Genomic DNA, 21,163 nt, shown 5'->3' on the forward strand with positions numbered 1-21,163 from the left:
CGCGCACCATCAAGTTATTTATTTTTATAGTCTTATACCTCATATAATAGCAGGTGTTAGGCATAGTAATCTATTGATGATGAAGATTGTTGCCCAGAGCCGCGAATTGGTTGCTGAGTTAATGCAGTTTCCTCTTCATTTTGTTGCTGATTTGCCTGTTGACCACGACCATTTTGTTGTCCGTCACCACCAGTATCACTTTGACTATTCCCCTGCTGGATACTGCTTTCACCCAGTTCAATTCCCTGCTGCGCTAACATTTCCCGTAATCTCGGCATTGATTGCTCAAGGGCTTCTTTGGCTTGCTGATTTTGCACCACAAAGTTAATGTGAGCTTGTTCTGCATCGCTACGAATACGAATTTGCATACTGCCCATTTCTGGCGGATCAAGACGTATTTCAGCTTCTTTATTATTAATGCTTAACAATGCACTCACTCGTTCTTGCAGTAACTTGGCAGCATCACTTTTCATGATATTCAACGCTTGTAACGCAGTTGGATCAATATTTATTTGTCTTGTCTGTGATGTAGGACTCGCTTGCTGAGCATGCATTACTTGCATATCAGCCAAAGCTTGTTGATAACTTTGCTCACTCCCTTCTACAGCCGTGGCTGTTGTAACTGCAGTGGTTAATCCGGTGAGCTGGCCAAACAATTGATTTACACGTGCCAATGTGTTGTCGCGCACAGGGCTTTGCTCTGCTTTAATATTTTCAGCAAATTGCTCGCTTTTTAGAACATTATCTTGTACTGCCAGTTTCACTTCTTGCTCTTTGCTTGCAGCCTTTATAAGTGCATCTTGTGGCGCAGATACTTTATTTGTATCTGATTTAGCGGTGCTGCTATTGGTAGTTGTAGTGCTTGCTAAATTATCTGCCATTGACTGAACCGTCAATTGAGCTTTTGACTCAGTCCTTTTTTCAGTACTCTCTGGCTGGGCTAATTCAGTAATCGCCTTATTGATCTGAGTTAATAAAGCCCCTTTGGGCTGCTCATTGCTCACAAAATTTCGTAATTGCTGGCTTAATGCCTGTTTTTGCATAGGGCTTAACAGCGAAATATCTTTACTTAGTTGAGTTAGCTCTGCGGTGTTAATTGTCGCAACTGCAGTGGTAGGTTTTGCAGCTTCTTTACTATTAAGCGCTACAAATTCAGCCAGCATTTTTTTTAAGTCAGTTATGTTAGCCGGTGATGGATCTTGCTGACGAATGACATCAACCTGAGTTTGCAGCTGTTTTTGCTGCTCCGGTGTTAAGCTCGCCAACAGTGGATTTTCATTTTTTTGCACAGTTGTCGTTGAGTTAAGTAATACCTTGCTGATTTGCTCTAATACAGCACTATTATTACGCTTTGACTGTTCAGCTGCTTTTTCTGATACATCAGTTTGAGAGCTTGAAGCAACACCTTTAACCGCTTCAGCGTCCATTGCTACTTCAGTGGCACTTTTGATTGCTTGTTTAGCGTTAGCAGTAACGTTAGTAACTGCTGCATCTGCACTTAGTGCTGCGCTCTGTTGAGGTTTTCCTTGCTGAGCAAGCATAGCGTCGGAACCTTTAGCTAATACTTCACTGTCTTGTGGTTTACCTTGGCTTGTATTTCCAGCAGCAATTATTTGAGCTGCGTCATTGTCAACTTGCCCGCTTTTTAACGTAGTTGTAGTCGCAACTGCTTGTTGGATTGTTGGCTGCATTGCCATCGCTTTATTTTGCGATGTCTCTTTTGCGACTTGAATATCATCAATAATAGGAGTAACTGCATCATCAGGCGGAGTGTTCCCCTTTAGCTGAAGTTGTTTATCAATTGCCTCTGCCAGCACCTTTTTTTCTGTAAGTAACGATGGTTTTAGCTGTTTATCGACTAATTGTGCAATCGGATCATCAGTAGCAGGAGTCTCTGTATCAATAATAGGCGTAACATCATCAATTGGACGGGCTCCAGTGACTTTAACAAGCGTAGGGTCTATTTTTTCCTCGCTGTATTTCCCCAACTTTGAAAGTAATGAGGAATTTTCGACAGTTGGCGTATTATTTACCCGAGTGTCCATGTTATTAGCCGCCGTTATTTGCGCAAGCATTGCATCACCAGACATCGCATTTTCATCACTGTTGTCAGCAGACGTTTCTTGTGCTTTTTCAGCAACAATTACGGCTTCAGCTGAACGAGGCTCAGCACCCGTTGAATTAACCTTTATAGATGTTTCCGCAGCATTATTGGCACTTTGTAATTGGCTAAAAAAGTCACTATCAGTGCTTTCTTTATCTGCTGCACCAGCAGCTTTGGCACTGTCTTTTTTATTTAACTGAACATCCTGCTCAGTTGAGATAAACACTGAAAGATCACTAATAGCCATAATTCACCTAGATTAAAAGTGGCAATTTGCCGCCGCAGTTTGCCAGAATAAATACTTATTACATTAAACAAGCAAATAATATGCCTAAGCTGATTTGAATTAATAAATAACCCTATTTTGGGCAATAGGCTATAAAACGCGACGTCTTTGGTAAAATTGATTTGCGGAAAATTCATCAAGCATTTTTTGTTCATTTTTTTGTGCGATCACATTCGCTTTAAGTTGCTGTTTTTCTATTAACTTAGCAACCGCTTTAGCCTTAATCTGCTGTTTCAGCCATAAACTTTGGCGTTGTGAGACAACTTGTTTAGCAGTACTAACTGTATTCGCTTGTTGACGAATGGCTTCTTCGATTTTGGCAATGAAAGCATGATATTGACTAAACCCGGCGCTACTTAAACCGGACTTTCCTTTTACATGTAATTGCTGAGTATATTCTAAGCGAAAGTTATTCAAGCCTTGCAATTTTTGTTGATTGCCTTGCAAGTTTTGCTGCGCTTGTAAATAATTTATCCGTAAAGCTTCTTCTTTATCATTTTCTATTTTCAGCAATAAACTGAGCTTATTGGTTGCCATTATGCTTGTCCTAATAATTGCGCAAGCCCTTGTAGGCCATCGTCATAGCTGATCACATCCTTCATGCCTTGTTGTAAAAATGCATTCACTCTTGGCATCATATTAATGGCCTGATCAAGCATTTGGTCGGTGCCTTTTTGATAAGCACCTAAAGTAATCATATCTTTATTTTGCTGGAACATTGAATACACTTGTTTTAACACTCGCGCTTGTTGCATATGTGCTTCTGAGACAACTTGTGGCATCACCCGTGAAATCGATTTTTCTATATCAATAGCAGGATAATGACCACTGTCAGCGAGCTCTCTGGATAACACGATATGACCGTCTAAAATGGCTCGCGCCGCATCAGCAATCGGATCTTGCATATCATCCCCTTCACTCAGTACAGTAAAAAACGCTGTGATAGAGCCTTGCCCTTCGCCGCCATTACCAGCACGTTCCACCAGCGCGGGTAGCTTTGCAAATACTGAAGGCGGATAACCTTTAGTCGCCGGTGGTTCACCAACCGCAAGCGCTATTTCGCGCTGCGCCATGGCATAACGCGTTACAGAATCCAGTAGCAATAAAACATTTAAACCTTGATCGCGAAAGTACTCCGCGATAGTTACCGCACTTTCACAACCTTTTAATCGCATTAATGGCGATGCATCGGCGGGCGCGGCAACTACGACAGAACGTTTACGCCCTTCCACACCGAGTATTTCTTCGATAAATTCTTTTACTTCGCGGCCACGCTCCCCCACTAAACCAACAACTATTACATCCGCTTCTGAGCCTCGGGTCATCATACCCAGTAATACCGACTTACCCACGCCTGAGCCTGCAAATAGCCCCATGCGCTGGCCTTGGCCAACAGTTATCACTGAATTAATAGCGCGTACGCCAACATCCATCGGCTGCGTAATTGGTCGTCGAGATAATGGGTTAATGGAATTTTGTGCAAATTTTAAGTAATGCTCTGCTTTAATAGCTCCAAGCCCATCCAACGGACGCCCTAAGCCATCAACAACACGACCAAGTAAACACATACCAACAGGCAGTCCGGTATCATTTACTTGTGGGATCACTCGCGCACCAGGTAGTACGCCAGAAATATGGTCATTTGGCATCAAGTAAAGCGTCTGGTCATTAAAACCAACAATTTCAGCATCAACAAAACCATGCATGGTTTCAATTTTACATTGGCTGCCAACTGGCGCGCGTAATCCTTTCGCCTCTAATGTTAACCCTACAACACGGGTTAAAATTCCCGCAACAGCAGGCGTTGGTCTATGAATATGTTTTTGATACTGTTGTAAACGTTCACTTAATGGGCGTGGTTGAGAACTCATTGCAAACCAAAAATAGCGTTAGATACCACTACTATGCAAAAAACTATCCAACGTTTCTTTGACGCGGGTTTTTATAGTCATATCAATAGATGATTGTGGTGTTTTTACTTGGCAACCACCGCGATCTAAAGTCGGCTCTGCAACTAACTGCCAATGGTTTTCAGCTAGTGCAGCTTCACCATAACTATTTTTAACCAGTTCAATGTCTTCAGGGTGTAAATGAATACGCACACTTTGCTGCTCATTGGCTAACGCATCGATACACTGCTTTAAACTTTGCAAAATAATTTCAGGGGAGGTTTTAATTTCTTGATAAACTAACGCTTCGGTTAGCATTACGGTTAACTGTACAAGTTGCTTTTCGGCGTCATCATCGACTTTAGCTAATGGCGCTGACAAACTATCCAACAATGCTTTTAGACCCGTTAGCTGTTCTTCAATCAGTGGTTTTACTTCTTCTTGACCTTGTGTTTTACCAAGCTCAATGCCTTCTTTATAACCGGCTTCTTTTCCCTCACCTACGCCTTTTTCAAAACCATCAATATAACCCTGCTCGTGGCCTTGTTTTAAGCCTTCTTCGTAGGCATCTTGACGAATTCGTTCCAGCTCAGCCATCGTTAACGAAGGCAGCTCAGGCTCTTCGGGCTCTAGTGCTTGTTCACTTTCTTCAAGCTCTTTACGATATAAATCGGCCAGCGGTGTACCAAACGCCGTTGAACGACCATCGAATTTTCGAGTGTCTTGCGTAACATCTGGAATTGGCCAGTTTTCTAATAATTCATCAACTGCTTCACTGGCACGTAAAGGACGACCTTGATATTGAGTAGGTTTGCTCATGGTTTACAAGAACTCCTCACCACCACCACCACCAAGCATAATTTCACCTGAATCAGCGAGACGACGTGCCGTAGATAAGATCTCTTTTTGCGCGGCTTCAACTTCGCTGATCCGCACAGGTGCCATTGCTTCTAAATCATCAGCAAGCATCTCTGCAGCCCGTTTTGACATATTGCCGAGGATTTTCTCTTTCAATGCATCATCAGTGCCTTTGATGGCTTTCATCAGTACATCTTGTTGGACTTCACGCAAGATAGCTTGAATACCACGATCATCAACATCCATTAAGTTTTCAAATACGAACATTAAATCTTGGATTTGTTGCGACATCTCTTCGTCATGCTCGCGGATTGAATCCATCAACTGACCTTCAATATTGGTATCGAGGTAGTTCATAATATCAGCCGCCGCTTTCAAACCGCCCATTTTCGCAGCTTGCGCACCAGCTTGTCCGGCAAATTGTTTTTCCATGATCTCGTTCAATTCTTGTAAAGCCGCAGGTTGAACTTCTTCAAGGTTGGCGATGCGCATGGTTAAATCTAAGCGCACTTTTTCAGGAAACTGCGCTAAAATTTCGGCCGATTGCTCAGGCTCCAAATACGATAAAACGATAGTTTGTATTTGCGGATGCTCATTGCGAATAATATTGGCAACTTGCTTTGAGTCCATCCATTTCAATGAATCAAGACCCTTGGCACCAGATCCCATAACAATTTGATCTATCAGGCTTGCCGCTTTATCTTCACCAAGTGCCGCAGTAAGCGCTTTTTTGATAAAATCTTCTGATTGGAAGCCAATCGTACTAAAGCTTTGTATTTGTTCTATAAATAAATTGTGCACGGCACTGATTTTGGCTTGCGATAGATCATCTATCGCCGCCATTGCCATACCCACTTTTTGCACCTGTTTAGGTTCAAGGTGCTTTAATATTTGCGCTGCATCTTCTTCGGATAAGCTTAGCAATAAAATTGCGGCTTTATCTACACCGTCTAATTTATCAACATCAAACGCTGCTGGCAGTTGTTTTTGTTCTTGATCAGTCATCTTCAGTTAACCACGCTTTCACAACTTGTGAGGAGAGTTCTGGCTCATTTGCTACTAAGGCACGAACAGCTTTTAATAAGTCTTCATCGCCATGTAGGTCTGGTAACTGTAGTGTACCATCACTTGAGAAGCCAACCGAAGCAGAATCAAAATCTTTATTTAGCATATCTAGGGTGTTATCACCAATATCTACACCAGAACTAAGCGCATCATCATCATACTCTTCAAGGGTATCATCTGGGTAAATCAAGCGTTTCAGCATAGGTTTAACCACCGCCATGATTAGCACTATAATAACCAATGCGCCAAGCACTAAACGCACAACTTTCATAAACCAGTTTTGTTCCCACAGTGGTACTTCAATAGCTAAGTCCATCGGTTCACGTACAAACGGTACTGTCACTACTTCTAATGCATCACCACGCTGTAAGTCAAAACCCACACCACCTTGCAGTAAACGACGAATATTTGACAGTGCTTCAACTGAGCGAGGCTCCATAGTCGTTTCACCATTTTCACCCACTTTTGCCACATAATCGACTGCCACAGACACACTAATTCGACGAATAACACCACTTTGCTGACGTGTATGGGAAATAGTAGTATCAAGTTCATAGTTACGTGTCGCCTCTTTATGAGTGCGACTGGGTGATGAACCAGAGCCTGCACCACCTTGACCGGCAACTTCAGGAATATTCGAATCCACTGGGGGCTGATTTGTCAGCGCGCCAGGAATACCGATAGCTAACCCGCCGATGTTGTTTTCTTCAAAAGTGGTTTCGCTGCGTACCGCTGGTAAATCAGGGTTGTAGCGTTTTTGAGTTTCTTCAATCGCGCTAAAGTCCATACTTAAATCGACTTGTGCAGTGTAGTTACCCATGCCAATAACTGGCATTAAGATACCATCTATTTTATCTAGATATTCTTGTTCACGTTTACGTTCAATATCGTATTCTTTACGTGAGCGAGCAGCTAACGCACTTTGCGATCCTGAATTAAGTAATCGGCCATTTTGGTCTGTTACAGTTACTCGTGACGGCTCTAAACCTTGCACTGCTGAACCAATAATATCAACAATGGCGTCCACTTCTTCACTACCGAGCATACGACCACGTTTTAAAGTTAATACAACTGTTGCGGATGGTTTTTTCTCACGACGAGCAAAAACATTTTCTTTCGGGATTGCCAATAATACTTTAGCACGCGTGACATTTTGTAGTTCCTCGATCGTGCGCGCAAGTTGTTGTTCACGACCGTGCTTTAAACGTTCACGCTCTAAACGCTGACTAACACCAAAACCCATATCTTGCATGATAATATCAGTACCCGAGTTCGGCGCTTGCTCAATACCTTCGCGGGTCATTAACAATTTAATATTTTGATATTCATTTTCAGGAACAGAAACCACATTGCCATCAAGTTGATAGTCAATTTTTTGTGCATCTAAAAAATCGAGCGTTTGAATTAGCTCTTCCGTTGGCATTTTTCCAAGTGGACGCATATCTGGTTGACGTGCCCAAATAATCACAAAAATAGCGATCGCTAAACAAATCGCTAATGCAATAATTAAAGTGACCTGACGTAATACATCAACGCCGTTTAATGCACTTAAATAGCCTGACTTTTGTTCTTGTTGATCGTCATTATCAGTTTGGTCGATACCGCCGCCGGCCAAAGCAAGATCTGTTGATTGATTAGATTGCGCCACAATAATTCTCCACTACCTAGTTAAACAGGCATGTTCATGATTTCTTTATAGGCTTCTACAAGTTTGTTACGAACTTGTACAGTGGCTTCAAAGGCAACCGATGATTTTTGTGATGCGATCATCGCATCCGCTAATGACACATTTCGGTCGCCCATTTCAACCGCTACGACTTTTTGTTTTGCATCAGCTTGAAGGCCATTCACGGTATTGAGTGCATCACTTAACAAATCGCCAAATTGGGCGCTCGAAGTAGGCTGCGCCTGCGTCGGTAATTTGTTTACTTGATTACTACGACCAGCTTCGAGAGCCATAGATTGCATTTCTTGAAATAATGCGCTGTTTTGAATTTTCATAATTGTCTCTGACGATGCAGTTTACTAATAACTTAATAAAGCACAAAGCATGCCAACTAATAAATTAATTAATATCAATAGCTTGAGATGTGTTTTTGTTGTCAGAGTTTTGACAAGTTTACGCCCAGCAAGGCTGAGCGTAAATTAAATAGTGAAGGAAAACAAAAATTATAGAGGCTTAAGCAGGTAAGGTGATCCCCAAATCACGCATTTGTGCCAATTTATAACGTAATGTTCGTGGGCTGATCCCTAATGTTTCAGCTACATCTTTACGCTTGCCTTGACAACGATTTAGGGTCTCTAAAATAATTCTATGCTCTTTATCTTTAAGTTCATCTTTGTAACTTCCCGAATCCAAGCTTGGTAATTCTTCACGCAGCTGATTGCGTTCTGCTGTCGCTTTTATTGCTGGCGCTTGCAGATCATAATAAGCATCATTAGTTGGTGAACTTGTAACCGCCGAAGTAGTGTTTTCTGGTGCTGAATTAACCGGCACTAAACTTGCTGATAAAGCCGCAGTTAGAGGAGTCTGGGTTAAATTTTCAATAAAAATAGCACTTTCGTCAATCATATCACCGTGGCGTAATATCAACGCACGCTGGATCACATTATCCAGTTCACGCACATTACCTGGCCAAGTATGAGCTAATAATTTTTTCTCTGCCGGTTCGCTAAGTACAGCGATAGGCTCTTTGCTTTTATTGAGATGACGTTCAATTAAATGCTTTGCCAACACGACAATATCTCCTGGACGTTGACAAAGTGGACGCCACATCAACGGAAATACATTTAACCGATAATATAAATCTTCTCTAAACTGGTGCTTAGCCACAGCCTCTTTTAAATCACGGTTACTGGTAGCCAAAATACGCACATCTAGCTTAATAGTTTTGCGACCACCTAAACGTTCAACTTCGCGTTCTTGTAATACGCGTAGTAACTTAGCCTGTAGGCCTAAATCCATCTCAGTGATTTCATCAAGTAAAATTGTGCCACCTTGTGCTTGCTCAAATTTACCCGGACAAGCTTGAATCGCACCAGTAAACGCGCCTTTCTCGTAGCCAAATAATGTAGCTTCGAGCATATTTTCAGGGATCGCAGCACAGTTTATTGCGACGAATGGCTGCTCTGCGCGATCTGATTTATCATGGATAAAGCGTGCGAGTACTTCTTTACCTGAGCCACTAGGACCAAGCACCATCACACTAGCATCCGATTTAGCAACCCGACTTGCAAGTTCTAATAGCTGAATGCTACTCGGATCAGCGACAATCGGCCCGTCAGTTTCTTTTTCCGGCTCAGGTAGATAGCGGCTTACCATATTAAGTAGCACTTCGGGCGCAAACGGTTTGGCCATATAGTCAATTGCCCCTAACCGCATAGCCTCAACAGCATCATCAATAGTCGCATACGCTGTCATCATTAAAACCGGTAGATCAGGGTAATTAAGATTAATGCTGCGCAGTAAATCAAGACCACTCATCGCGCCCATTTGCACATCGCTCACGACCAGCGAAAAGCTGTCTTTTTTAAGTAGCACCATAGCTTGCTCGGCACTGTCAGCCGCAACGCAATCTATTCCAGACATTTCAAGCGTATCAATCAAGGCTTCACGAAGCCCTGCATCATCTTCAACCACTAAAATCGTGTTGTTCATATTGCCTCCGCCGATGTTGACTTTGTACAAATAGGTAACAGTAAACTAAAGCAGGCTCCGCCTTGAGCATTGTTCGTTACTGCAACTCGTCCTTGGTGTGCATTTGCGACTGAACTAACCACCGCTAAGCCTAAACCTGTGCCTTGGCTTCGGGTAGTAAAAAATGGTTCAAATAATTTATCAAGTAAGCTTAAATCGACCCCAGGGCCATTATCACTTACAGTAATACACACTAGCTCGGGATCACTCACATCCCGCTGCGCACTTAATTGAACGAGTGCATTACTGCCAACGACTTGAATACTATTGTGAATAAGATTTTGAATGGCACTGGCAAGCGCAGTTTTATTGCCCATTATCTCGATATCAGGCTCAGGTAAACTGACCTGAAGTTCACTATTATTAAGTGCGACCATAGCATCAGCGCCAGTTTTCACTTCAGTTAATAATTGCTGCATGGAAACATGTTCAACAACTTGCTGATCGCCACTTTTTGCGAACAACAACATATCGTTTACTTGGGTTTCGAGATCTTTTAAACGCGACATTAACTTAGTATGAAAATTGCCTCGCGAGCTTTCGGGTAACCGCTTTGAACCTAAATTAGCGGCATACAAAATCGCAGCAGACAGTGGTGTTCGCACTTGATGTGCCAAAGATGCCACCATTTTACCCAATGCACTTAAACGCTGCATATGTGCAACGCGTGTTTGTAGACGACGCGTTTCGGTTAAGTCAGTCATTAAGATTAATTGCCCTGGCTCTGGCGCTAATGCCGTTATTTCTAACTTAATTAAGCGTCCATCTTTTAGCGATACTTCATGGCCATCATCTTGTTGGGGCCGAAACGAGCGCTGGATCACACTGAACCACTTTTCACCTTCGAGTGGCTCCCCTAGCATGTCTGTTGCAATTTGATTAGCTTTAGCGATCAAACCGCGACCATCAAGCACCACAACACCCGCAGGCATTGTATCTACTAAATGACTTAACCAACTGGCTTGCTGGCGTAATTCACTTAACTCACCAATGTACTCTTCTTGCAGTAAACATGGGTTATACTGGGTCGCTGTGATAAATTGTGGTTTTAAGACATTAGCTAAGGCCATAATGCATTCTCGTTTACAGGATCTAACTAGCTAAATGCACAAATTGTACCAACAATTATATTGATTAATTTCATTTGCTTAGCGTATAAATAACGCGACAAAAAAATGACAAACTAAAATAAGCAAAGCAAGGAGACACTATGAATTCAACAAATTTATGTCGCTGCCCTTGGCTCGATACCAGTAAAGATGACTATGTTGCCTATCACGATGATGAATGGGGGATCCCAGTATATGATGACCAAACACTTTTTGAATTTATTACTCTGGAATCAGCACAAGCAGGATTAAGTTGGTATACGATTTTAAAGAAACGTGATGGTTATCGTCGTGCATTTTTGGATTTTGATGTAGAAAAAGTCGCACAAATGAACGAGCACGATGTTGAACGATTAATGCTTGATGAAACAATTATACGTAATCGTTTAAAAATTGTAGCAACTATAAATAACGCCAAACGTTTTATTGAAATTCAGCAAGAATTTGGCAGCTTCAGTAACTATCAATGGCAGTTTGTAGGTGGTAAGCCGTTAGTGAATGAGTTAGATAAACTTAGTGACTACCCTGCAATCACAGAGGCCTCAACTGCATTTGCAAAAGATTTAAAAAAACGGGGATTTAAGTTTTTAGGTCCAACCACAGTGTACGCCCATATGCAGGCCTGTGGTATGGTGAATGATCACAGTAATGATTGTTTTCGTAAAGCTGAGATTATTGAAAAATACTAGGTGTTAAGAGCTAGAAAAGTGACTAGGCGCTAGGATCCTAAATCTAGCGTCTAGGAATTAATGGCTGAAGCCATTTCCTACAAATGCTTAACCCACATATAAGCAGGCTTCAGCCACGAAAGATTTATATATATTTTTATCTGCTCATTTGATCTCATTCACTTCTCTTTGTGCAAAAGACCTTTAAATGATTGATCCACCACAGAGAACTCCGAGTTCAAAGAGGAAGGGATTAGGGTCCTAGCCCTTCAGCTCCGTGTAGCGCGCAGCGCCTCGGTGGTAAAAATTAAGTAACTATTTGCAAGCACCGAAATGGTAGGTAGTGCTTTAGCGCGTCAATGAACTTATCACCGTAAACGACGACCACACTCTGTAATTACTGATATTGCGAAGTAAAATATTAGCAACTTAGCACGTGTTAATCTCGTGATAGGTTATATTTTTTCATTTTTTCAACTAAGGTTGTGCGGCGTACACCCAAGATCTCCGCAGCACGCGCTACGACATAATCATAACGCTCTAAGGCCTGAGTGATCAGGCTAATTTCCAGCTCAGCTAAATAATCTTTTAGCTCAATCCCTTCGTCGGGTAAAAGGTCTGCTGATGGCTGAATTGCTTCAACTTCTGGCTCATCGTCGTAATCACTAAAACCAGTACTGAAAATATCATTGAAAGCATCACGCTCCATAAGCTCTTCGGGATATTGTGGTTCATAAGCATCAACTTCAATATAACGATATTTTGCTGGTAGATCGGGAATATCAACCACTTTATCTGGCAACATGATCACCATACGCTCAACTAAGTTCGCTAACTCGCGAATATTCCCCGGCCATGTGTGCTCTTTTAAACTATCAATTGCCCGCTCAGTAAACTTAGCGGTAGTACCACTTTGCTCATTAATACGGCGCATTAACTCTTTTAATAATAATGGAATATCATCAGCACGTTCTGCAAGAGATGGGTTTTCGATAGGAAAAACATTGAGTCGATAATATAGATCTTCGCGGAAACTTCCTTGCTCTATCATTTGTTCAAGATCACGGTGTGTTGCAGCAATCACCCGCACATCGGCTTGAATTGGTTTTGTACCACCAACCCGCTCATAGCTGCGCTCTTGTAACACTCGTAATAACTTTACTTGCATTTGTAGCGGCATATCGCCAATTTCATCTAAAAAAAGCGTCCCACCTTGGGCAAGTTCAAAGCGGCCTTTACGCGCTGAAATAGCACCAGTGAACGCGCCTTTTTCATGACCAAATAACTCACTTTCTAACAGCTCCGCAGGTATCGCCCCACAGTTAACGGGTACAAATGGCCCTGTATTACGTTTTGATAGTAAATGAACATTACGAGCAACCACTTCTTTACCAGTACCTGATTCGCCTAAAATTAATACATTAGCGTCCGTTTTAGCAACTTGTTCAATTAAAAAGCGTACATCTTTAACCGCTTCAGTTTCACCAACTAAGCCATCAAAGGTTTTGTGCGGTTTTGCGTGTTTATGCTCATTTGGCAACATCCGTTGATACTGTTGGCAATCATGCAGTAATTGAGTCGTTACATCATGGTTAAAAGGTTCACAGATAAGGCCAACTACATTGGCAATGCTCAACAGTGGTTTAAGGGTTTCACCAATTAATAGAAATGGTATTGTTGGATGGCGCTTGATCACGCTTTCATGATCTAAGCTTTGCAATGCACCGAGGATCACCATACATGATTGCTTTTGGTATTTTTCACATTCTTGTTCAAGGCTTGCATCGTCAAGCAGTTGCACTGCCTCACCAATAAAGGTAAGCGCAGCATGTAAACCAATCGCACGATTATTATTATTGTCTAAAATCAAGATCATTATTTAGCGAACCACAGTTACTACAAGCTATTAATAATTTAAATTGTAAGCGAGTTTGACAGGGATGCAAGCACAAAGCGGCAGTTTTTTGACATAGATGCCAAAAAACAGACACTAAGCTAATTGCAAGTAATACTTAAGAATTACTGTTTTATCATAGCCGTTATAATAACCCTAAAATAGATTCAGCCGATTGGTTAGCTTGGCCACGCAGTGCTATTGACGCTTGAGCTAAAATATCATTTGATACCTGCTGTGAAACCGCCTGAGCATAATCGGTATCTTGAATTCGACTTTGGCTCGCGGCAATATTTTCTTGCTGAGTACCCAGGCCTTTAATAGTGCTAGCCAATGTATTTTGAAAAGCACCAAGTTCAGCACGCTGGGCGTTAATTTCGTCCGCCGCTTGGTCACTAATATCAATTGCAGCTTGTGCACCTGCTTGAGTAGAAATATCAATTGTTGATATTACTGATGCAAAACTACCATCCGAAGGAGTAACCGTTTGATTTGCATTCGCATCTGGACCAACTTGAAACGACACCGACTGACCATCAAACAAAGGTTTACCTGCAAAATTGGCATTTTCAAACGTCTCTGTAATCTGACTTTGTAATTGCACCACTTCTTCTTGCAAAGCAGCACGGTCATTATCATTTAATGCGCCATTACCTGCTTGAATAGATAATTCACGAATACGCGAGACAGCATCGTTGACACCCGACAAGTTTGACTCGGTCGCTTGCGAATAAGAAATACCATCATAGGCATTATTCACCGCTTGGCTGTAACCGTCTTGCTGGGAGGTTAACCGATCTATAATTTGCAATGCCGCGGCATCATCTGCCGCAGAGTTGACTTTTTTACCCGTAGCAAGTTGCTCTGCAAGCTTGTTACTGGTTTGCTGTGTTTGGTTTAAAAAACTAGTTGCTGGTGATTGAATTTTCATAACAGGCTCCGACACGCTGATTGGTTAAATTATAGCTTAATTTGCCAAATTTTGCACTTTGTACCATTGTTTAATTAAATTAACTTGGCATCGTGCTTGCTAACCTACTCTGTTAATAGGTAAAGTACTGAGCAGTGTATTAAATTTCACTTTTTGCGTATTTAATTTTTTACTATAACTACGCCAATGATAAATAACTTGGGTAAAACTATGTTCGATAACAAAACAATTTTAATTACCGGTGGTACCGGATCATTCGGTAAAAAATACGTAAAAACGTTACTTGAGCGATACAAGCCAAAAAAAATAATTATTTTCTCTCGTGATGAGTTAAAACAATTTGAAATGCAGCAAGACTTTGATCAACCATGTATGCGTTACTTTATCGGTGATGTACGCGACAAAGACCGCTTACGCCGTGCAATGCGTGGAGTAAATTACGTTATTCATGCTGCAGCTCTTAAACAGGTCCCTGCCGCAGAATATAACCCGATGGAATGCATCAAAACTAACATTAATGGTGCTGAAAATGTCATTGATGCTGCCTTAGACAATAATGTTGAAAAAGTCATTGCGCTTTCTACTGATAAAGCAGCCAACCCAATTAATTTATATGGTGCGACAAAATTAGCATCCGATAAATTGTTTGTTGCCGCTAATAATATTGCCGGTGGTAATCGCACCACATTTTCAGTTGTTCGCTACGGTAATGTAGTCTGCTCGCGCGGTTCAGTAGTGCCTATTTTCCAAAAGTTTATTGATCAAGGCCGCGACCATATCCCTATCACCCATGAAGAAATGACCCGCTTTTGGATCAGCCTTCAGCAAGGTGTTGATTTCGTTTTAACTAACTTTGAGAGGATGTTAGGGGGAGAAATTTTTGTTCCCAAGATCCCATCAATTCGTATTACTGATTTAGCAACAGCAATGGCACCAAACCTGCCACAAAAAAATATCGGTATTCGCCCGGGCGAAAAATTACATGAGGTGATGTGCCCTTCTGATTTGTGTTTTGATACCTACGAATTTGATGATCATTTTGTGATTGCACCTGGCATTAAATTTAGTAGTCGCAGCAATAATTTTGATACAAATGCATTAAATGAGTGCGGTAGGAAAGTTGAGATCGGATTTGAATATAGTTCTTTAAGTAACCCCCACTTCTTAACGATAGAAGAAATAGCAGCTTTTAATATTCAGGCACTTTTATGATCCCATATGGAAAGCAATCTATTGACCAAGCAGATATTGATGCGGTACTCAATGTCTTACAATCTGACTGGCTCACGCAAGGTCCTAAAGTACCCGCATTTGAAGCTGGCATTGCTAGTTACTGTAAAGTAAAGCATGGCATTGCAGTAAATAGTGCAACATCGGCGTTACATATCGCATGCCTAGCATTAGGCGTTGGAGAAAACGATATAGTCTGGACATCTCCTATTTCTTTTGTAGCATCAAGTAATTGCGCACTTTATTGTGGTGCTAAGATTGACTTTGTTGATATTGACTTAGATACCGGCAACATGTCGATTAAGGAACTTGAGCAGAAGCTGATCCTAGCAGAAAAAAATAACTGCTTACCTAAAGTTGTAATACCGGTACACTTGGCGGGTCAATCATGTAATATGCAAGCCATTCATCAGCTCGCTACTAAATATGATTTTAAAATTATCGAAGATGCCTCTCACGCCATTGGTGCTAAATATTTAGATAAGCCTGTTGGTAATTGTGAGTTTTCAGATATTTGCGTATTCAGCTTTCATCCTGTGAAAATCATCACGTCAGCTGAAGGCGGTATGGCGGTTACAAATGATGATAATTTAGCAAAGCGTTTAAAAAGATTAAGAAGCCATGGGATCACATCAGATGAAAGTGAAATGACCGATGCAAGCCATGGGCCTTGGTACTATCAGCAAATCGAGCTTGGCTTTAATTATCGAATGACTGATTTACACGCAGCGTTAGGGCTTAGCCAACTAAGTAAAGTTGACGAATTTATTAAGCAGCGACATCACCTTGCTAAAATATATGATACACATCTTAATTTAAATTTGGTTCGTCCATTGCAACAAATTGATACCTGTTATTCCGCTTATCACTTGTACATAATTCAACTTAATAATAGCGATGCAACTCGTCATAAAAACGCTGTAACTCAGCTTCGAGCAGTAGGGATCATTGGCCACGTTCATTATATTCCAATACATTTACAGCCATACTATCAAGCTCTAGGCTTTAAGGCTGGTGATTTCCCTAATGCTGAAAAATATTATCAAGGTGCTATCACCCTTCCTCTTCATCCATCGTTGAAAGAGCAAGAAGTGCATTTTATACTGAACACTCTACAGCAAATCTTAAATTAAAGTTTTCAACCTTTTTGACGATATAAACATATTATTTAATGAACCTTGAGGCAACTATGTTACAAACTCACCCGACTTTCAAACTTGCTTTTATTGGCGGGGGTAACACGTCAGCTGTTGGCTATGTACACTTTTGCGCAGCTCACATGGATCATAAATTTCAAGTTGTTGCCGGTGCCTTTTGTCGTAATCAAGAAAATAATCAAGCTACAGGTATTCATTGGGGGATCCCAGCAGAATGTGTTTACGCAGATTGGAAAGAAATGGTCGAAGCTGAAAAGGGTCACATTGATGCTTTTGTAGTGCTCACTCCAACACCGCATCATTTAGAAGTTTTACAGTATTTATTCGAAAAAAAATTACCCGTAATCTGTGAAAAAGCGATGGTTTGTGGACCACGAGAAATTGCAATTCTTCGCCCTTATTATGATCCAAAGAAACAATTTTTAGCTGTTACTTTTAACTACAGTGGCTATGCAATGGTACGTGAGTTAAAGCATTTAATAAATTCAGGAAAGCTGGGAACAATTCAAAAAATTCATTTAGAAATGCCGCAAGAAGGCTTTCGCCGCCCCCCCGATATCGCGGGAAAAACATCACAACCGCAGGCGTGGCGTCTGCGAGATGCTGAAGTACCAACCATTTGCTTAGATTTAGGTGTTCACCTTCATCACCTAAGTAGCTTTTTATTGGGTGAGGAACCAACTCACACATTAGCCGAATTTAGTAACCACTCTCAATATGCTAATTTAGTCGATGACGTACAAATGCTAGTAAAGTATGCCAGTGGCGTCAAAGGCAGCATGTGGATGTCAAAAACGGCTATTGGTCATCGTAACGGTTTACAGATCAGAGTGTATGGAGATACCGGAAGTGCTAAATGGTTACAGCTCAACCCCGATGAGTTAGAACTAAATTTTAATGATGGTAGGCGAGAGATATTAGACCGAGCGGGTCAGTGCGACTACGCCCACCAATTTAGATATAACCGCATGAAACCAGGCCATCCCACTGGTTTTGTAGAAGCATTTGCAAACTTATACAGCGACATCGCTGAAGATTTACAATGTTTTCAACTAGGGCAAAAAAATAACCAACCATACGTATTTGGTTTAGAACACGCCGCAGATGGCTTAAAGTTATTTGCTGCTGCCAAACGTTCGACACAAACACTTGGCTGGGAAAGCGTGTAATACGCTTAATTACAACTCTCTAGATATGCCTGCTTGATACTCGGTTTATGGATTTTACCCATTTCGGTTTTTGGCAGTCTTTTCATCTCAAACAAAATTCGCGGTTGCTGATAGTCAGTAAGTTCTTTGAATAAATGCATTTGCAACTGCATTTTTGCATTCACTGGCGCAGTATCATTACAAACAAAAGATAATAAAATGACTTCTCCAAATTTATCATCACTTACTCCAAAAGCCGCACACTCAGCAATCCAAGGTAAGTAATTAGTTACCAACTCAATATCGCTCGGGTAAACATTGATCCCGCCCGATTTAATAACTTCTTTTGTTCGACCAACATAATAAAGATAATTATCATCATCCAAATAACCAAGGTCACCAGTAAAAAAATAACCATCACTGTCGTAACTCTGCGCAGTTTGCTCTGGTAAGTTATAATATTGTGCAAACGCAGTTGGTGAGCGACAAGCTATTTCACCGATATTACCATTAGACAAAGTATTACGTTCAGCATCACATATTTTTATTTTCAGATTTGGTAAAGGCTTACCTACACTATTGATCGGTACATTCGGCTCGGTTATATCAAAATCACTGATCACCCCCATTTCTGATGCCCCATAACATTCATGAAAACGGCAATTCAAGGCTAATAACAGTGACTTTTTGTCGTCGCTTTCAAGCGTTGCAGAAGATGATACAACACACTTCAAGCTTGTTAACTGCGCTTTTGCTAACTCTGGGATCAAGGCCTTTAGTTGACTTGAAACAGCAAATAAAAAACTAATTTTATGAGTATTGATTGCATCAAGCCAAGCATTAACTGAAAACTTGGGTAAAATAACTACACTTGCGCCCAACATTAGTGGCATCAGTAAAGAGCGCTGTGCAAGTGAATGATATAAAGGTGTTGAAACCAACACAACATCGCTTTTATCTAATTGGTAATACTGAGCCGTCGCATCAAATGCGCGAACAATTTTAGTCGCTTGAGTAAATACTATTGGCTTAGGTTGACCAGTAGAACCTGAAGTCATGGTAAGAATATAAGGTAAATTGATATTTTCTACTGGAAACTCATCATATTGCGCCGTGGATGCAGACATTACATTGACCAAATCAATCAAGTTATCACTATTGCCACCTATCGTAATTATATTGTCGGTAGCTAAAACATCATTATTAACAAGTTGTTCAGCCACACTTATCCATGCTATAGCATACTCGCAATCAGCTACTTGTAACGCTTTTGATAAAGCCTGTCCTTTAAGAGTTAGTGGTAATGGCGCAAGCGCAATACCCAGTTTAGCCGCAGCTAATAAACAATATGTAAACTCGAGGTTATTTGGACAAAATAACGCAACTTTATGTCCTTGCTTAATTCCTAACTGAGTCAGGCCAGCAGCTAAAGAATCAACCTTATTTATTAGTTGTTGGTAGTTAATTTGGGTCTGTTGATATATACACGCAATTTTCTCAGGTTGAGTAACCGTATGTGATTGAACAAGCTGGTATATATTTTTATTGTGCATTTGGGTCCCACATTACAAAATTAAACTGCTCATCGGCCAAAGGAAATAACTGTTGCGTTACTTTATATTCTTTTGAATGTATTGGTATTGCCACAAATCCCATATAGCTATTTAGCAAATTTACAAATTTGTTGTCTTTGTGGATCACCGCAAGCCAAATAGCATTGGGATGACTCGCTTTACAAAACTCAAGTTGCCATTGTAAGGCGATCATAGCTATGGGCAAGGAAAGATCTTGATTACAAGAAAACCAGCCGCCATATAAATACTTATCTTTATATAAATTATGCCAGATATACAAACTTTGAGATTGCCTACTGCCTTCTCGCTCTGTAATCACAAAGTTAAAACGTGATTGATTAAACCACCATAAATAATGTTCCAATGGCTTAATAGCATTCTGCACAGTCATTCTCACGCTATTGCTAGGTAAGTTTCTAGCCGATAAATAACTATTTATATGGGTATCATCAACTTGGCAAACAACCAAATTATCTGTTAATTCAGTCTTTACTTCGCAGTGCTGCTCAGCAATAGCAAAACAATTTGTTGATATCTTCTCACCGACAAGAGCTTTAGCTATTCGCCGTGCCCCCTCGCCATCAACCGATACTTTTCTTTTGGCTACCAGCAATTGTAATCTTGGTAATTGACTAAGAGCGATATCAATTAACTCTCCTAATCGCAAAAAATCATCAATAGAAACATCATTAATATGGAGGTAGTGACCTAACCACTCCAAGATATCAATATCATTAGTCTGGTTATCCTCAAGAGAAAAAGTAATCGCTGGTGTTTTAGTCGCAGCACATTCATAAAAAGAGGTGCCTAATGCACCCACAAAAAGTGAGGCTCTTTCATAATACTCTTTCAGGCAAGTTACATTCTCTAAAATATTAATATTTGGAAACTCTTGCCCAATAGCATACATAGTATCTTTATTCGTTGCATAGGGACCTACCACTATATCAAAAAGAACATTTGCTTGAATGGCTCTTGGTAATCCATCAAAGATTCTTTTTAGAATAAAAAGATCACCACCGCCACCTAATGAAAATAAAACTCGAACGGGAAGATCTGACTCCGAAGAGTGCTTTTCAACGGTACGATATGTGGGATCTAAAATACAATAATTCGGGCCTAAAAGACGAACGCAATCAGTCGGTACTAGCGATTCATAACGGCTCTTTGTATTCGGTCCTACCCATTTATAATCAATCAAAAAATCGCAAGTATGTTGTCGCTCGTTATCATCAATAACGGTTAAGGTAAAACCGGATTTCTTTATCAACTGCTCGTATTCATGCGGTAAAGTATAACTATCAACTATTAAATGCGATAAACTATTCTGATGCATATAATTAATTGTTAAAAGTGCGTCCTCTTCATAATTTTGCCAATGAACATCAGCCACTTTAAAATCTGCATACAGCGTTTGGCTAAACTGACATAAATCATCAAGAATTATGTGGACACCTAATTGATGCTGTTTTAATGCAGAAGCCAAATGTTTCATTCGCATTAAATGACCAATGCCATTGTCTTGCTTATTAGTGATACGAATTGCAAACATA

17 protein-coding genes are annotated in these 21,163 nt (G+C 40.8%); 4 read left to right on the top strand and 13 right to left on the bottom strand.

Going from position 1 to position 21,163, the window contains the following annotated elements:
• Positions 1-56 precede the first annotated feature (56 nt).
• The 9 genes from H5154_RS10055 to H5154_RS10095 form a co-directional block, all read right to left on the bottom strand.
• The gene (locus H5154_RS10055; RefSeq protein WP_182718181.1) at positions 57-2,351 is read right to left on the bottom strand and encodes a flagellar hook-length control protein FliK; all 2,295 of its coding nucleotides are present in this window, start codon (positions 2,349-2,351) and stop codon (positions 57-59) included.
• Positions 2,352-2,480: 129 nt separating this feature from the next.
• The gene (gene fliJ, locus H5154_RS10060; protein ID WP_149981493.1) at positions 2,481-2,927 is read right to left on the bottom strand and encodes a flagellar export protein FliJ; all 447 of its coding nucleotides are present in this window, start codon (positions 2,925-2,927) and stop codon (positions 2,481-2,483) included.
• Positions 2,927-4,261: a flagellar protein export ATPase FliI gene (fliI, locus tag H5154_RS10065; RefSeq protein WP_182718182.1), complete on the bottom strand. Its 1,335-nt coding sequence runs from the start codon at positions 4,259-4,261 to the stop codon at positions 2,927-2,929. The genes fliJ and fliI overlap by 1 nt, the downstream gene beginning before the upstream one ends.
• An 18-nt stretch (positions 4,262-4,279) precedes the next feature.
• The gene (fliH, locus tag H5154_RS10070; protein ID WP_145239404.1) at positions 4,280-5,098 is read right to left on the bottom strand and encodes a flagellar assembly protein FliH; all 819 of its coding nucleotides are present in this window, start codon (positions 5,096-5,098) and stop codon (positions 4,280-4,282) included.
• A 3-nt stretch (positions 5,099-5,101) separates the two neighbouring features.
• A complete protein-coding gene (gene fliG / locus H5154_RS10075) occupies positions 5,102-6,142 on the bottom strand; it encodes a flagellar motor switch protein FliG (protein WP_145239407.1) in 1,041 nt (346 codons plus the stop codon).
• A complete protein-coding gene (gene fliF / locus H5154_RS10080) occupies positions 6,135-7,850 on the bottom strand; it encodes a flagellar basal-body MS-ring/collar protein FliF (RefSeq protein ID WP_182718183.1) in 1,716 nt (571 codons plus the stop codon). Before fliF ends, fliG begins: the two co-directional genes overlap by 8 nt.
• Before the next feature lie 20 nt (positions 7,851-7,870).
• Positions 7,871-8,203, bottom strand: a complete 333-nt coding sequence (gene fliE / locus H5154_RS10085; protein WP_145239413.1) for a flagellar hook-basal body complex protein FliE — start codon at positions 8,201-8,203, stop codon at positions 7,871-7,873.
• Between the two features lie 178 nt (positions 8,204-8,381).
• Positions 8,382-9,860 (bottom strand): sigma-54 dependent transcriptional regulator, encoded by a 1,479-nt coding sequence (locus H5154_RS10090; protein WP_182718184.1) that lies wholly within the window; start codon positions 9,858-9,860, stop codon positions 8,382-8,384.
• The gene (locus H5154_RS10095) at positions 9,857-10,969 is read right to left on the bottom strand and encodes a PAS domain-containing sensor histidine kinase (RefSeq protein ID WP_182718185.1); all 1,113 of its coding nucleotides are present in this window, start codon (positions 10,967-10,969) and stop codon (positions 9,857-9,859) included. Before H5154_RS10095 ends, H5154_RS10090 begins: the two co-directional genes overlap by 4 nt.
• A 140-nt stretch (positions 10,970-11,109) precedes the next feature.
• Here H5154_RS10095 and H5154_RS10100 point away from each other — a divergent pair, with 140 nt between their 5' ends.
• A complete protein-coding gene (locus tag H5154_RS10100; protein ID WP_145239421.1) occupies positions 11,110-11,697 on the top strand; it encodes a DNA-3-methyladenine glycosylase I in 588 nt (195 codons plus the stop codon).
• Between the two features lie 418 nt (positions 11,698-12,115).
• Here the strand turns inward: H5154_RS10100 and H5154_RS10105 are convergent, their stop codons facing one another.
• Together H5154_RS10105 and H5154_RS10110 are read right to left on the bottom strand one after the other, a co-directional pair.
• Positions 12,116-13,552: a sigma-54 dependent transcriptional regulator gene (locus tag H5154_RS10105; protein WP_149981502.1), complete on the bottom strand. Its 1,437-nt coding sequence runs from the start codon at positions 13,550-13,552 to the stop codon at positions 12,116-12,118.
• A gap of 163 nt (positions 13,553-13,715) precedes the next feature.
• Positions 13,716-14,501, bottom strand: coding sequence for a flagellin (locus H5154_RS10110; RefSeq protein WP_149981504.1), 786 nt, complete (start codon positions 14,499-14,501; stop codon positions 13,716-13,718).
• A 210-nt stretch (positions 14,502-14,711) separates the two neighbouring features.
• Here H5154_RS10110 and pseB point away from each other — a divergent pair, with 210 nt between their 5' ends.
• From pseB to H5154_RS10125, 3 genes are read left to right on the top strand one after another with little or no spacing between them, the layout of a single operon-like run.
• Positions 14,712-15,713 carry a UDP-N-acetylglucosamine 4,6-dehydratase (inverting) gene (gene pseB, locus H5154_RS10115; protein ID WP_149981506.1) on the top strand — a complete coding sequence of 334 codons (1,002 nt, stop codon included), beginning with the start codon at positions 14,712-14,714 and terminating at the stop codon, positions 15,711-15,713.
• Positions 15,710-16,864: a UDP-4-amino-4,6-dideoxy-N-acetyl-beta-L-altrosamine transaminase gene (gene pseC, locus H5154_RS10120; protein ID WP_182718186.1), complete on the top strand. Its 1,155-nt coding sequence runs from the start codon at positions 15,710-15,712 to the stop codon at positions 16,862-16,864. Before pseB ends, pseC begins: the two co-directional genes overlap by 4 nt.
• A gap of 56 nt (positions 16,865-16,920) precedes the next feature.
• The gene (locus tag H5154_RS10125) at positions 16,921-18,057 is read left to right on the top strand and encodes a Gfo/Idh/MocA family protein (protein ID WP_182718187.1); all 1,137 of its coding nucleotides are present in this window, start codon (positions 16,921-16,923) and stop codon (positions 18,055-18,057) included.
• 5 nt (positions 18,058-18,062) lie between these two features.
• On the opposite strand, the gene H5154_RS10130 is transcribed toward H5154_RS10125, so the two are convergent.
• Together H5154_RS10130 and H5154_RS10135 are read right to left on the bottom strand one after the other, a co-directional pair.
• Positions 18,063-19,589: a class I adenylate-forming enzyme family protein gene (locus tag H5154_RS10130; protein ID WP_182718188.1), complete on the bottom strand. Its 1,527-nt coding sequence runs from the start codon at positions 19,587-19,589 to the stop codon at positions 18,063-18,065.
• Positions 19,579-21,162, bottom strand: a complete 1,584-nt coding sequence (locus H5154_RS10135; protein ID WP_182718189.1) for a hypothetical protein — start codon at positions 21,160-21,162, stop codon at positions 19,579-19,581. Before H5154_RS10135 ends, H5154_RS10130 begins: the two co-directional genes overlap by 11 nt.
• Position 21,163: the final 1 nt, after the last annotated feature.

The organism is Pseudoalteromonas sp. SR44-5, assembly GCF_014163675.1.
Classification (GTDB): Bacteria; Pseudomonadota; Gammaproteobacteria; order Enterobacterales; family Alteromonadaceae; genus Pseudoalteromonas; species Pseudoalteromonas rhizosphaerae.

Coding starts and splice junctions, on each gene's coding strand:
- fliH (WP_145239404.1), bottom strand. CDS start 5,098: ATGAGCAAACCTACTCAATATCAAGGTCGTCCTTTACGTGCCAGTGAA.
- H5154_RS10105 (WP_149981502.1), bottom strand. CDS start 13,552: ATGATCTTGATTTTAGACAATAATAATAATCGTGCGATTGGTTTACAT.
- H5154_RS10135 (WP_182718189.1), bottom strand. CDS start 21,162: ATGTTTGCAATTCGTATCACTAATAAGCAAGACAATGGCATTGGTCAT.
- fliI (WP_182718182.1), bottom strand. CDS start 4,261: ATGAGTTCTCAACCACGCCCATTAAGTGAACGTTTACAACAGTATCAA.
- fliE (WP_145239413.1), bottom strand. CDS start 8,203: ATGAAAATTCAAAACAGCGCATTATTTCAAGAAATGCAATCTATGGCT.
- H5154_RS10125 (WP_182718187.1), top strand. CDS start 16,921: ATGTTACAAACTCACCCGACTTTCAAACTTGCTTTTATTGGCGGGGGT.
- fliJ (WP_149981493.1), bottom strand. CDS start 2,927: ATGGCAACCAATAAGCTCAGTTTATTGCTGAAAATAGAAAATGATAAA.
- H5154_RS10055 (WP_182718181.1), bottom strand. CDS start 2,351: ATGGCTATTAGTGATCTTTCAGTGTTTATCTCAACTGAGCAGGATGTT.
- H5154_RS10130 (WP_182718188.1), bottom strand. CDS start 19,589: ATGCACAATAAAAATATATACCAGCTTGTTCAATCACATACGGTTACT.
- pseB (WP_149981506.1), top strand. CDS start 14,712: ATGTTCGATAACAAAACAATTTTAATTACCGGTGGTACCGGATCATTC.
- H5154_RS10100 (WP_145239421.1), top strand. CDS start 11,110: ATGAATTCAACAAATTTATGTCGCTGCCCTTGGCTCGATACCAGTAAA.
- H5154_RS10110 (WP_149981504.1), bottom strand. CDS start 14,501: ATGAAAATTCAATCACCAGCAACTAGTTTTTTAAACCAAACACAGCAA.
- pseC (WP_182718186.1), top strand. CDS start 15,710: ATGATCCCATATGGAAAGCAATCTATTGACCAAGCAGATATTGATGCG.
- H5154_RS10095 (WP_182718185.1), bottom strand. CDS start 10,969: ATGGCCTTAGCTAATGTCTTAAAACCACAATTTATCACAGCGACCCAG.
- H5154_RS10090 (WP_182718184.1), bottom strand. CDS start 9,860: ATGAACAACACGATTTTAGTGGTTGAAGATGATGCAGGGCTTCGTGAA.
- fliG (WP_145239407.1), bottom strand. CDS start 6,142: ATGACTGATCAAGAACAAAAACAACTGCCAGCAGCGTTTGATGTTGAT.